The organism is Streptomyces qaidamensis (genome assembly GCF_001611795.1).
Lineage (GTDB): Bacteria > Actinomycetota > Actinomycetes > Streptomycetales > Streptomycetaceae > Streptomyces > Streptomyces qaidamensis.
In genome coordinates, this window is record NZ_CP015098.1 from 7,608,023 (window position 1) to 7,620,594 (window position 12,572).

Below are 12,572 nucleotides of genomic sequence, written 5' to 3' on the forward strand. Positions count from 1 at the left end.
CGTCAAGAAACCCTCGTTTCGGTGATTGACGGCTTCTGACACGTGTCACACCATGACAACCGGCCAGTACCTACTGGTCGGTATCGGGTTGCCCTCACCGTGGAGGTCCGAGTGTCCCGACGCGTGCCCAGATTCCGCGCCCTCCTCGCCCTCGCCCTGGGCGCCGCCCTGGCCGTGCCCCTCGCCCCACCCGCGCCCGCCGCCGACGCCTACACCCTCACGCCCCTGAAGTTCACCGTCCGGGCCGGCGGCCGGACCTGCACCGTCGACGCCGACCTGTACCGCCCCGCGGGCGTGGACCGCGACCACCCGGCACCCGCCGTGCTCGGCACGAACGGCTTCGGCGGCAGCAAGTCGGACGGTTCCACGGACACCATGGGCAAGGCCTTCGCGCAGCGCGGCTACGTCTCGCTCGTCTACTCCGGGCTCGGATTCGGCCGCAGCGGCTGCCTCGTCTCCCTGGACGACCCGGACATCGACGGCGCGGCTGCCTCGCAGCTCGTCGACTTCCTCGGCGGCAAACGCGCCGCCGACGACGGCACCACCGCCGACTTCGTCACGCGGGACGCCCCGGGGGACCCCCGGGTGGGCATGATCGGCGGATCCTACGGCGGCGCCGTGCAACTGGCCACGGCCGCCGTCGACCACCGCCTCGACGCGCTCGTCCCGATGATCACCTGGAACGACCTGGCCTACTCGCTCGCCCCCAACAACGCCGCCAGCGGCACGGGCGTCCCCGGGGCCTTCAAATGGCAGTGGACGAACGGCTTCTACCTCATCGGCGAGGGCCAGCCGCTGCTGGAGCCGAGTCTCGACCCGTCCCGCATCAACTCCCTGGCCTGCCTGCACTTCGTCACCGAGGCCTGCCGGACCGTCCACACCCTCAACTCCGGCAGCTACCCGGCGGACCGCACCGCCGAGCTGCTCGCCTTCGCGCACCGGGTCTCCCCGGCGTCGTACCTCCACCGTGTGCGCACGCCCACCCTGCTGGTCCAGGGGCAGGCCGACACCCTGTTCAACCTCAACGAGGCCACGGCCACGTACCGGACACTCAAGGCCCAGGGCACGCCCGTCAAGATGATCTGGCAGTCCTGGGGACACAGCGGCGGACTGAACGGCCCGGCCGCCGGTGAACTCGACCTGTCGAAGGGCAACCTCGAGACCAGCTACGTCGGCCGGCGCGTCCTCGCCTGGTTCGACCGCCATCTGCGGGGGCGGACCCACGTCGACACCGGACCGGCCTTCGCCTACTACCGCGACTGGATCACCGACCCCGACCGCACCTACGCCACCGCGAGCCGTCTCCCCGCCACCGGCCGCACCCTGTACCTCTCCGGCGACGGCAGACTCGTCGACCGGCGCGGCGAGGTCGCCGCCGGCAGCCGCCGCTACACCAACTGGCTGACGCCCACGAGCCATTCGGAGAGCTCGCTGTCCGGCCTCATCGGCCTGCCGGACACGCCGCCGCGCGACACCAAGGGCACCTACCTCGACTGGACGAGCGAGCCGCTGGAGCGCCCCCTCGATGTCGTCGGCACACCCCGGGCCACGCTCAAGGTGGTCTCCCCGAAGGCCGAGCGCACCCAGCACTCCGCCGACGCGGCCGACAAGCTCGTCCTGTTCGCCAAGCTCTACGACGTCGCACCCGACGGCACCCGCACCCTGGTGCGCCGCCTGGTCGCGCCGGTACGCGTCCCGGACGTCACCAAGAGCTTCACCGTCACCCTGCCCGGCATCGTGCACCGGTACCAGGCCGGGCACCGGCTGCGGTTCGTGATCGCCGCGAGCGACGACGCGTACTTCGGCAACCGGGGAATCAAGCCCGTGACCGTGATCAGCGGGCCGCGGAACACCGGGGAACTCCGGCTGCCGGTCGCCGGCTCCTGACGCCCCGACTGGGGAGGAACAGCCGGCGCGGTTACTGTGGCGGGGTGCCGCACCACGCATCCCGCCACCTCGCCGAAGGCCCCCGGGTGGGCATACGCCACTTCACCTACGAGGACGGCGCCGAGTTCACCGCCCGCGCCCGGGAGAGCAAGGACCTGCACCACCCGTGGCTCTTCCCGCCCACCACGACGCAGGCCTACACCGCCTACGCGGGCCGCCTGATCGAGGACCGGGCCAAGACCGGGTTCCTGGTCTGTGAGAAGAGCGACGGGGCCATCGGCGGGTTCATCAACATCAACAACATCGTCGAGGGCGGCTTCCAGTCCGGGGCGCTGGGCTACGGCGCCTTCGCGCACGCCGCCGGGCGCGGGCTGATGCGCGAAGGGCTGGACCTCGTCGTGCGGTACGCGCTCGGCCCGATGCGGCTGCACCGGCTGGAGATCAACGTCCAGCCGGGCAACGCCGCGTCGATCGCCCTGGCCCGCCGCTGCGGGTTCCGCCTGGAGGGCTTCTCGCCGAAGATGCTCTTCGTCGACGGGGCCTGGCGCGATCACCAACGCTGGGCGATCACCACCGAGATGATCACCCCGCCGAGCCGGCACTGAGCCCCGGCGAAGACCTCTACGCCTGGCGGTCCACGTACTCGTAGACCGACCCGTCCGGATGCAGGACGATCAGGTTGCGGCCCGCCGGTGAGGCGATCGGGCCCGCCACGATGTGCGCCCCCAGTTCCGTCAGCACCTTGTGGGTCTCCTCGACATCCGTCACCGCGATGGTCGCGGCGACCTTGCGCAGCACCTCCAGTTCGGCTGGGGGGCCGCTCATCAGCAGGAAGCAGCCGATCGCCGCCACCTGGACACCTCCCCGCTCGAAGCGCTGGGCTCTGCCGCCCGCCAGCCGCTCGTAGAAGGGGATCGCGGTCTCGAGGTCGTCGACGCAGACGCGCAGTGTGGCACCCAGAATCTCCATGCGGCGAAGCCTAGTTACGCGCAGGGGGGCGAGGGTACCCGGCCGGGCATGAAGCCGTTGGATCACCTGGAGCATCTGGACAAGCACCTGGTCGACGAGCTGGCACAGGTGGCGCGGGAGACCGTACGGGACGAACTGCGCGAGCAGGCGAGGGGGCAGCGCCGCAAGGCCGCCCTGTACGCCGCGTCGGGCGCGCTCGCCCTGTACGCGGGCGCGGCCCTCGCGCTCGCCGTGGGGCTGGCCCTCGCCCTCGGCCTGCCCGACTGGGCCGCCGCACTCATCACCGCAGCGATCCTGGGAGCCCTGGCCTACGTGTTGCGCGGCATGGCCCGGCCGTCCCGCCCGGGAGCGGACCACGCGGCCGGCACGGCGCGGGGCGGGGACAGTGCCCGGCAGACCGCCGCCGGGGCGGTCGGCGGCATGCCGTACCCGCCCGCGCCGCCGGCCCCGCCCGCCGGGACGGCCGCCCCGGGCCCCGTGCCCCCGCGGCCGTCGGAGACCCCGGACGTCCCCCACCGAGGGGCGTGATGCCGGGTGCGCACGGCAGGAACCCCGCAGCAGCGCGGCCGTGTGGTCGTGGTGACCGGAGCCAGTGGCGGCGTCGGACGGGCCACGGTCCGGGCCTTCGCCGCCCGCGGAGACAAGGTCGCCCTGCTCGCCCGCGGACGTGAGGGACTCGCCGCCGCGGCGGACGAGGTGGAGCGAGCAGGCGGCGAGGCGCTCGTCGTCGGCGTGGACGTCTCCGACGCCAAGGCCGTCGACGACGCGGCCCAGCAGGTCGTCGACGCCTACGGCCACATCGACGTCTGGGTCAACAACGCCTTCACCGGAGTGTTCGCACCGTTCACGGAAGTCAACCCGGACGAGTTCCGCCGCGTGACCGAAGTGACGTACCTGGGCTATGTGTTCGGCACCCGGGCCGCCCTGCGCCACATGCTGCCGCGCGACCGCGGCACCATCGTGCAGGTCGGCTCCGCGCTCGCCTACCGGGGCATCCCGCTGCAGTCCGCGTACTGCGGGGCCAAGCACGCGATCCAGGGGTTCAACGAGTCGCTGCGCTGCGAGCTGCTGCACGCGCGCAGCGGGGTGCGGACGACGATGGTGCAGCTGCCGGGCCTCAACACCCCGCAGTTCGACTGGGTGCTGAACCGCATGCCGGGGCGGGCCCGGCCCGTCGCACCCGTCTACCAGCCGGAGGTCGCGGCCCGGGCCATCGTGCACGCGTCGTCGCACGCGCGGCGCCGGGAGTACTGGGTGGGCGGCTCCACGGCCGCCACGCTCCTCGCCAACGCGGTCGCCCCCGGGCTGCTGGAGCGCTACCTGGCCCGCACCAACGTCGACGCGCAGCAGGAGGAGGGCCGGCCCGAGGGCCCGGCGAACCTGTGGTCACCGGCGGACGGCGCGCACGGACGGGACTTCGGCGCGCACGGGCGCTTCGACGACGAGTCCACCGGCAACAGCCCGCAGCAGTGGCTGTCACGGAACCGCGGTTGGATGGGCGCGGTCCTCACCGCGGGGGCCGCCGCCGTGGCGGCCCGCAAGCTGACCACGCCCGCCCGCTGCTAGCCGGCCGCGCACGCGGCTGGTCGGCCGCGCCAGCAGCTGGTCCCCGGCCCCTAGGCGCTCCGCGCGGTGCCCTCGGCGTCGCCGTCGAGGAAGCGCAGCAGTACGGCCGCCTCCGCCCGCAGCCGTTCGGCACGGTCCGCGTGTGCGGGGGCGGTCAAGTGCGCCGCCGCCTCCAGCCGTTCGGCGGCCTCGGCCCGCACGACGTCCACCATCTCTTCCTCGCTGAGCTCGCGCCGGGCCGCCTCGGTGGCGCCGGCACCGGCCGGTGAGGCCTCCAGAGCGGCGGCGCGCGGCGCGGTCTCGTCCACGGGCACCGCCTCGGCGTTGTCCAGCGCCGCCAGGGTGGCGCGCAAGGCGCTCATGGCGGCCCTGTCCCGGGCCCGCATCGCTTCCGGCAGGGCGTCACGCATACGAACACGTACAGACATGCCGGTGACTGTAGGCGACCCGGTACAGGGCCGTCCCCGGATTTCCCGGGGCGTGCGTCAGGCGGCCTGCTGGACCTGCGGCAGCACCTTCGTGCGGTAGAAGTCGAAGAAGCCGCGCAGGTCCGGCCCGATCTGGTTCACATAGACCCGGTCGAAGCCCGCGTCGGCGAACTGCTTCAGCTCCGCCACGTGCTCGTCCACGTCGTCGCCGCACACCCGGTTCGCGCGCACCATGTCCTCGGTGACGAGCTGCTGCGCCTGCTCGAAGTGCTTGGGGGAGGGCAGCACCTGGCCGAGCTCACCCGGCAGTTGCTCGTTCGCCCAGAGCCGGTGGACGGTCCGGACGGCCTCGTCCTTGTCGGTGCCGTAGCAGACTTTGGTGCCGCCGCTGACGAGCTTTCCGCCGCCTCCGCCCTTGCGGTACTGCTCCACCATCGCCTCGTCCGGCATGACCGTGATGTAGCCGTCGCCGACGCGGGAGGCGAGCTGGGTCGCGGCCGGACCGAAGCCGGAGATGTCGATCGGGATCGGCTCGTCCGGGACCGTGTACAGGCGGGCGTTCTCGACCGTGTAGTGCGGGCCGTGGTGGTTGACCTCCTCGCCGGTGAACAGGCGGCGCATCACCTGGATGGCCTCCTCCAGCATGTCCAGACGCACATGCGCCGGCGGCCAGTGGTCGCCCAGGATGTGTTCGTTGAGCGCCTCGCCGGAGCCGACGCCGAGCCGGAAGCGGTTGTTCGTCATCACCGCGCTGGTCGCCGCGGCCTGCGCCACCACCGCCGGGTGCATGCGCACGGTCGGGCAGGTCACCGCCGTCTCGATCGGCAGCGACACCGCCTCCGACAGCGCGCCGATGACCGACCACACGAACGGGCTCTGGCCCTGCTCGTCGTTCCAGGGGTGGTAGTGGTCCGAGATCCACAGCGCCTGGAACCCGGCCTGCTCGGCCATCCGAGCCTGCTCTATCAGTTCGGCGGGTCCGTACTGCTCGCACGAGAGGAAGTAACCGTACTCGGGCATGGGGGAGTGCCTCCGCGACGTCGGCGGTCCGTATCCCGCACCGGGTTACCCGGGTGCGGGGCCGGAAACCGGCGGCGTACGGGCCGGTGGGGCCCGGCCGACGTTTGGGTGCCCAGGCCAGGGGGACGCGGAAGGCTCCCGAGCTACGCGACAGCCCCGGAGGCGAGCGACTGTGAGTCGACCCCGCATCCTGATCGTCGGTGCCGGCTTCGCCGGGTACCGCACGGCCCAGACCCTGTCCCGGCTCACCCGGGGCCGGGCCCACATCACCCTGCTCAACCCGACCGACTACTTCCTGTACCTGCCCCTGCTGCCCCAGGTCGCCGCCGGCATCCTGGAGCCGCGCCGGGTCACGGTCTCCCTCTCGGACTCGCTGCCGGAGGTGCGGCTGGTGCTGGGGGAGGCCGACCGGATCGACCTCGACGACGGCACCCTGCACTACACCGGCCCCGAGGGCGAGGAGGGCTCGCTCTCCTACGACCGGCTGGTGCTGGCCGCGGGCAGCGTCAACAAGCTCCTGCCCATCCCCGGGGTCGCCGAGCACGCGCACGGCTTCCGGGGGCTGCCCGAGGCGCTGTACCTGCGCGATCACGTGACCCGGCAGGTGGAGCTCGCGGCTTCCGCCGACGACCCGAAGGCGTGCGCCGCGCGCTGCACCTTCGTGGTGGTCGGCGCCGGGTACACGGGCACGGAGGTCGCCGCGCACGGGCAGATGTTCACCGACGCGCAAGTCCGCAAGCACCCGCTGCGGCAGGGCATGCGGCCGCGCTGGATGCTGCTGGACGTGGCGCCGCGCGTACTGCCCGAGATGGACGAGAAGCTCTCCGCCACCGCCGACCGGGTACTGCGGCAGCGGGGCGTCGACGTGCGGATGGGGACCTCCGTGAAGGAGGCCACGCACGACGGGGTCGTGCTGACCGACGGCGAGTTCGTCGAGACCCGGACGCTGGTGTGGTGCGTGGGCGTACGTCCCGACCCGCTGGTCGAGTCCCTCGGGCTGCCGATGGAGAAGGGGCGGCTGCTCGTCGACCCGCACCTTCAGGTGCCGGGCCGGCCGGAGCTGTTCGCCTGCGGTGACGTGGCGGCCGTACCCGATCTGGAGAAGCCCGGGAGCTATACGTCGATGACCGCGCAGCACGCCTGGCGGCACGGCAAGATCGCGGCGGAGAACGTCGCCGCGTCGCTCGGCCTCGGCGGTGCGCGCAAGCCCTACCGCCACCGCGACCTCGGCTTCGTCGTCGACCTGGGCGGGGCGAAGGCCGCCGCCAACCCGCTCGGCGTGACCTTGTCCGGCGTACCGGCGGGTGCGGTGACGCGGGGCTACCACCTCGCCGCCATGCCCGGGAACCGGGTCCGGGTCGCAGCCGACTGGCTGCTGGACGCGGTGCTGCCGCGCCAGGCCGTGCAGTTGGGGCTCGTACGGTCCTGGTCGGTGCCGCTGGATACGTCGTCGCCCGAGGTGGCCCGCGTGGCGGGCGGGCCACAGCGGCGGGCGGACGCCAGGTCAGGGCCCGGGGCGGCGCTGGCGGCCGACACGGACGACGGGGGTGGGCCCGGCCGGGCCGGACCCCCCGATGAGCCCGCGAAGGGGCAGCCCGGATCCGGGACGACGCAGGTACGACCCGGATCCGGGGCCGCGCAGCCGCGATCCGAGCCCGAAACGGCGAAGGGCCGCCCGCTTGCGGGCCCGCCGGGCTCCGGTCACGGTCAGTTGCGGTCGGAGTCGGAGACGGCGAAGGGCCGTCCGGCTGCGGCTGCGGCTGCGGCGACTGCGACGGCTGCGGCGACTGCCGGTGAGCCGGCGAAGAATCAGCCGGGTGGTGAGCCGGCGAAGAATCAGCCGGGTGGTGAGCCGGCGAAGAATCAGCCGGGTGGTGAGCCGGCGAAGAATCAGCCGGGTGGTGAGCCGGCGAAGAATCAGCCGGGTGGTGAGCCGGCGAAGAACCAGCCGGGTGGTGAGCCGGCGAAGAATCAGCCGGGTGGTGAGCCGGCGAAGAATCAGCCGGGTGGTGAGCCCGCGAAGAACCAGCCCGGTGGTGAGCCGGCGAAGAAGCAGCCCGGTGGTGAGCCGGCCAAGAATCAGCCTGCCCCCACGCCCCCGCCCCGTCCGCCCGGCCCGGACCACCCCGCCCCCGGCCCCGTCAAACGAACCGACGCCCCGGACGACTCCGCGAAAGGAGACTCATGAACACCGGTGAACTCACCGACCTCGGACAGCAGCTGCGGGTGGACAGTGTCCGCGCCGCCGCGGCGGCGGGCTCCGGGCACCCGACGTCCTCGATGTCCGCCGCCGACCTGATGGCCGTCCTGTTCGCACACCACCTCCGCTACGACTTCGACCGCCCCGCCCACCCCGGCAACGACCGCTTCGTCCTCTCCAAGGGCCACGCCTCCCCCCTGCTGTACTCCGCGTACAAGGCGGCCGGCGCCATCGCCGACGAAGAGCTGCTCACCTTCCGCAAGCTCGGCAGCCGCCTCGAAGGGCACCCCACCCCGCAGCGCCTGCCGTGGGTCGAGACGGCCACCGGCTCGCTCGGGCAGGGACTGCCCGTCGGGGTCGGCATCGCGCTGGCCGGCAAGCGGCTCGACCGCACCGGCTACCGCACCTGGGTGCTCTGCGGCGACAGCGAGCTGGCCGAGGGATCCGTGTGGGAGGCCGCCGAGCACGCCGGGTACGAGCACCTGGACAACCTCACGGTGATCGTCGACGTCAACCGGCTCGGCCAGCGCGGCCCCACCCGGCACGGCCACGACCTGGACGCCTACGCCCGCCGCTTCCAGGCCTTCGACTGGCACACCATCGAGGTCGACGGCCACGACGTGGACGCCGTCGACCGCGCCTACGGCGAGGCCGCGTCCACCAAGGGCCAGCCCACCGCGATCCTCGCCCGCACCCTCAAGGGCAAAGGCGTCGAGGCGGTCCAGGACCGCGAAGGCCTGCACGGCAAGCCGCTGCCGGAGGCCGAGGAGGCCATCGCCGCACTCGGCGGCCCCCGCGACCTCCGCGTCCGGGTGCAGGAGCCGCCCGCCGCCCGCATGCTGCACTCCGTCCACACCGGGAACTTCGAACTCCCGAGGTGGGACAAGGGCGAGGAGGTCGCCACCCGCAACGCCTTCGGTGAGGCGCTCACCGCCCTCGGTACCGGCCGCGGCGACATCGTCGCCCTGGACGGCGAGGTGGGGGACTCCACCCGCGCCGAGTTCTTCGCCAAGGAGCACCCCGACCGCTACTTCGAGTGCTACATCGCCGAGCAGCAGCTCGTCGCCTCGGCGGTCGGGCTCGCGTCCCGCGGCTGGGTGCCGTACGCCGCCACCTTCGCGGCGTTCCTGACCCGCGCGTACGATTTCATCAGGATGGCGTCGATCAGCGGCTCCGGCATCAACCTCGTCGGCTCGCACGCCGGCGTCGCCATCGGCCAGGACGGGCCCAGCCAGATGGGTCTTGAGGACCTGGCGATGATGCGGGCGGTGCACGGCTCGACCGTGCTGTACCCGTGCGACGCCAACCAGACCGCACGGCTGGTCGGCGCGATGGCCGGCCTGGAAGGCGTCCGCTACCTGCGCACCTCGCGCGGCGAGAGCCCGGTGATCTACGGCCCCGACGAGGAGTTCCCCGTCGGCGGCAGCAAGGTGCTGCGCTCCTCCGGCCAGGACCGGCTGACCCTCGTCGCGGCCGGCGTCACCGTGCACGAGGCGCTGGCCGCCGCCGAGGCCCTGGAGCAGGAGGGCATCGCGGTGCGGGTGATCGACCTGTACTCCGTGAAGCCCGTCGACCGGGCCACCCTGCGCCGGGCCGCCGAGGAGACCGGCTGCCTGGTGACCGTGGAGGACCACCACCCCGAGGGCGGCATCGGGGACGCGGTCCTGGACGCCTTCACCGACGGGCGCCCCGTACCGCGCCTGGTCCGGCTCGGCGTCCGGACGATGCCGGGCTCGGCGTCCCCGGAAGAGCAGCTGCGCGCCTCGGGCATCGACGCGGAGTCCATCGCGGCGGCCGGACGGCTGCTGGTCGAGGAGGCGGTCGTGCGGTGAGCGGTGGCGACGGCACGCGCAGGGTGCGGGCGGGCCGCCGCACGGTGGAGGTGCACCGGCCGGACAAGGTGCTCTTCCCCGGCGGCGGCGACGCCAAGGAGTACACCAAGGCCGACCTGGTGGACTACTACCGGGCTGTCGCGCCCTTCATGCTGCCGCACCTGCGCGGCCGGCCGCTGATGCTGGAGCGGCACCCCGACGGCATCGACGGCCCGACGTTCATGCAGAAGAACACTCCGGACCACTACCCGGAGTGGATCCCGCGTGTCGAGGTGGCCAAGGAGGGCGGCACCGTCCGTCACACCGTGTGCGACGACACCGCGACCCTCCTCTACCTGGCCGACCAGGCGAGCATCACCCTGCACCGCTGGCTGTCCCGCGCCGACAGCGTCGACCACCCCGACCGGCTGGTGTTCGACCTCGACCCTCCCCCAGTGCCTGAAGGGCCTGGGGGGACCCCCAGGGACGACTTCGAGGCCGTGCGTGAGGCCGCCCGCCAGCTCGGGGAGCTGCTCGACGAGCTCGACCTGCCCTCCGCGCTGATGACCACCGGCTCACGCGGGCTGCACGTGATCGTGCCGCTGAACGGCCGGCACGACTTCGACGAGGTGCGCGCCTTCGCCCGGGACGTCGCCGACACCCTCGCCGACGCCCACCCCGACCGGCTCACCACCGCCGCCCGCAAGAAGGAGCGCGGCGAGCGGCTCTACCTCGACATCCAGCGCAACGCCTACGCCCAGACCGCCGTCGCGCCCTACACGGTCCGGCCCCGCCCGGGCGCGCCGGTGGCGGTCCCCGTCACCTGGGACCAGCTGGACGACCCGGAGCTGCACGCCCGCCGCTGGACCCTTGCCGACGCCGTCGAGCAGGCCCGGACGGACCCCTGGTCAGGCCTGCTGAACCGGGGCCGGGCGCTGGGACCGGCCCGGCGGCGGCTGAACGCCCTGCGCGGCTGAGGCACCCCCGCCGTCGGCCGGACGGATGGCAGATGCATGCGCCTGTAGAGGTTTGGCGAACACGCTTGCGGCCACACGGAGGGGGAGGTGGCCATGTCGAACACAAAAAACACGCAAGAGTCACAGGATTCACAGGAGTCCCGGAACTCCCGGAGCACGAGCAAGACGAACGACAACCAGTCGGCCAAGAGCCGGCCGAGCCCGATGGAGGTGCTGCGCCAGGCGCGCGGCCAGCTCGCGGAGCTCACCGGCATGGAAGCCGAGTCCGTGTCGTCCTTCGAGCAGACGGAGGAGGGCTGGGCGCTGGAGGTCGAGGTCCTCGAACTCGAGCGCGTGCCCGACACGATGAGCCTGATGGCGAGCTACCAGGTGGAGCTCGACGCAGAGGGGCAGCTCACGGGTTACCGGCGCGTCCGCCGCTACGAACGCGGTCGGTCCGACGCGCGCAGGGGCGGCCGCTAGGCAGTCTGACCCCACCCGTACCCACACACGAGGAGGAACACCCGGCATGACAGTCGTACCGGCACAGCAGTCCGGCGGCGGAGGCGGCAGCAGCGGTCTCTACGACGTGCTTGAGCTCGTCCTGGACAGGGGGCTCGTCATCGATGCGTTCGTGCGCGTCTCCCTGGTCGGCATCGAGATCCTCAAGATCGACGTACGCGTCGTCGTCGCCAGCGTCGACACCTATCTGCGCTTCGCCGAGGCGTGCAACCGGCTCGACCTGGAGGCCGGGCCCCGCAAGGACCCGGGCCTGCCCGACCTGGTCGGGGAGATGACCGAGTCCGGCGCTCGCGGCAAGTCCAAGGGGGCGCTGTCCGGCGCCGCCGAGACCATTTCCGACGCCTTCAAGCAGGCGCGGACCGAAGGCTCCGAGCGTGAGACCGAGTCGCGCCCGCGAGCCCGCAAGAGCACGTCGACCCGCCGTAAGGAGGAGCAGGAGTGAGCACTTACGTCTACGGCATCGCCTCGAGCTCGCACCCCGGCCTCCCCGAGGGCATGAGCGGTGTCGGCGACCCGCCCCGCCCGGTGCGCATCCTGCGTGAGGGTGACCTGGCGGCCGTCGTCAGCGAGGCGCCCGACGGGCTGCGGCCCAAGCGCAAGGAGCTGCTCGCCCACCAGAACGTGCTCAGCGAGGCGGGTGCGGCCGGCTGCGTGCTGCCCATGCGGTTCGGCAGCGTCGCCCCGGACGACACCTCCATCACCGGGGTGCTCGCCGAGCGTGCCGAGCACTACAAGGAGCGGCTGCGGGCCCTGGACAACCGGGTCGAGTACAACGTCAAAGCCAACCACGTCGAAGAGGCCGTCCTGCATCAGGTGATGGCCGAGAGCCCCGACATCCGGAGCCTCGCGGAGGCCAACCGGCAGGCGGGCGGAGGCAGTTACGACGACAAGATCCGGCTCGGCGAGATGGTCGCCGCCGCGGTCAAGGCCAAGGAGGCCGACGACGGCGCCGCCGTGCATCGCGCCTTGGAGTCGGCCGCCGACGACGTGAGCGTGGGCCCGGAGTCCACCGGCTGGCTGGCCAACGTGTCGTTCCTGGTCGACCGGGATGCGGCCGAGTCGTTCCTCGCCGCGGTCGAGCAGGTCCGCAAGGACATGCCGCACCTGGAGGTGCGGGTCAACGGTCCGCTCCCGCCGTACAGCTTCGTCGAGCCCGGTCCGGCCGAGCCCGCGGGCACCGTGGCGAGCGGAACGGACACCGGAGCGGGGTGAC

The 12,572-nt window shown here is 72.8% G+C and carries 13 protein-coding genes; 10 read left to right on the forward strand and 3 right to left on the reverse strand.

What is annotated here, in order from left to right; all coding sequences use genetic code 11:
• Positions 1–99 precede the first annotated feature (99 nt).
• Positions 100–1,887 (forward strand): CocE/NonD family hydrolase, encoded by a 1,788-nt coding sequence (locus A4E84_RS33360; protein WP_062930106.1) that lies wholly within the window; start codon positions 100–102, stop codon positions 1,885–1,887.
• A 44-nt stretch (positions 1,888–1,931) separates the two neighbouring features.
• Positions 1,932–2,492 (forward strand): GNAT family N-acetyltransferase, encoded by a 561-nt coding sequence (locus tag A4E84_RS33365; protein WP_062930107.1) that lies wholly within the window; start codon positions 1,932–1,934, stop codon positions 2,490–2,492.
• A 16-nt stretch (positions 2,493–2,508) separates the two neighbouring features.
• On the opposite strand, the gene A4E84_RS33370 is transcribed toward A4E84_RS33365, so the two are convergent.
• A complete protein-coding gene (locus tag A4E84_RS33370; RefSeq protein WP_062930108.1) occupies positions 2,509–2,856 on the reverse strand; it encodes a VOC family protein in 348 nt (115 codons plus the stop codon).
• A 48-nt stretch (positions 2,857–2,904) separates the two neighbouring features.
• Here A4E84_RS33370 and A4E84_RS33375 point away from each other — a divergent pair, with 48 nt between their 5' ends.
• Together A4E84_RS33375 and A4E84_RS33380 are read left to right on the forward strand one after the other, a co-directional pair.
• Positions 2,905–3,384, forward strand: coding sequence for a phage holin family protein (locus tag A4E84_RS33375; RefSeq protein WP_062930109.1), 480 nt, complete (start codon positions 2,905–2,907; stop codon positions 3,382–3,384).
• 6 nt (positions 3,385–3,390) lie between these two features.
• On the forward strand, positions 3,391–4,422 hold the full coding sequence (locus tag A4E84_RS33380) for an SDR family oxidoreductase (RefSeq protein ID WP_062930110.1): 1,032 nt from the start codon (positions 3,391–3,393) through the stop codon (positions 4,420–4,422).
• Positions 4,423–4,472: 50 nt separating this feature from the next.
• Here A4E84_RS33380 and A4E84_RS33385 read toward each other — a convergent pair whose 3' ends face one another.
• Complete coding sequence (locus A4E84_RS33385) at positions 4,473–4,808, reverse strand: GatB/YqeY domain-containing protein (protein WP_062931707.1); 336 nt, start codon at positions 4,806–4,808, stop codon at positions 4,473–4,475.
• 99 nt (positions 4,809–4,907) lie between these two features.
• On the reverse strand, positions 4,908–5,870 hold the full coding sequence (locus tag A4E84_RS33390) for an LLM class F420-dependent oxidoreductase (RefSeq protein ID WP_062930111.1): 963 nt from the start codon (positions 5,868–5,870) through the stop codon (positions 4,908–4,910).
• A 172-nt stretch (positions 5,871–6,042) separates the two neighbouring features.
• Between A4E84_RS33390 and A4E84_RS33395 the strand changes: the two genes are divergently transcribed.
• From A4E84_RS33395 to A4E84_RS33420, 6 genes are all read left to right on the forward strand, one after another.
• Positions 6,043–8,058 carry an NAD(P)/FAD-dependent oxidoreductase gene (locus A4E84_RS33395; protein ID WP_062930112.1) on the forward strand — a complete coding sequence of 672 codons (2,016 nt, stop codon included), beginning with the start codon at positions 6,043–6,045 and terminating at the stop codon, positions 8,056–8,058.
• On the forward strand, positions 8,055–9,902 hold the full coding sequence (locus tag A4E84_RS33400) for a transketolase (protein WP_062930113.1): 1,848 nt from the start codon (positions 8,055–8,057) through the stop codon (positions 9,900–9,902). Before A4E84_RS33395 ends, A4E84_RS33400 begins: the two co-directional genes overlap by 4 nt.
• Positions 9,899–10,858 (forward strand): non-homologous end-joining DNA ligase, encoded by a 960-nt coding sequence (ligD, locus tag A4E84_RS33405; protein WP_062930114.1) that lies wholly within the window; start codon positions 9,899–9,901, stop codon positions 10,856–10,858. Before A4E84_RS33400 ends, ligD begins: the two co-directional genes overlap by 4 nt.
• Positions 10,859–10,951: 93 nt before the next feature.
• The gene (locus tag A4E84_RS33410; protein ID WP_079129422.1) at positions 10,952–11,320 is read left to right on the forward strand and encodes a gas vesicle protein GvpO; all 369 of its coding nucleotides are present in this window, start codon (positions 10,952–10,954) and stop codon (positions 11,318–11,320) included.
• Between the two features lie 46 nt (positions 11,321–11,366).
• Entirely contained in the window at positions 11,367–11,801 is a 435-nt protein-coding gene (locus A4E84_RS33415) for a gas vesicle structural protein GvpA (protein ID WP_062930115.1), read from the forward strand.
• On the forward strand, positions 11,798–12,571 hold the full coding sequence (locus A4E84_RS33420; RefSeq protein WP_062930116.1) for a GvpL/GvpF family gas vesicle protein: 774 nt from the start codon (positions 11,798–11,800) through the stop codon (positions 12,569–12,571). Before A4E84_RS33415 ends, A4E84_RS33420 begins: the two co-directional genes overlap by 4 nt.
• Position 12,572 lies beyond the last annotated feature (1 nt).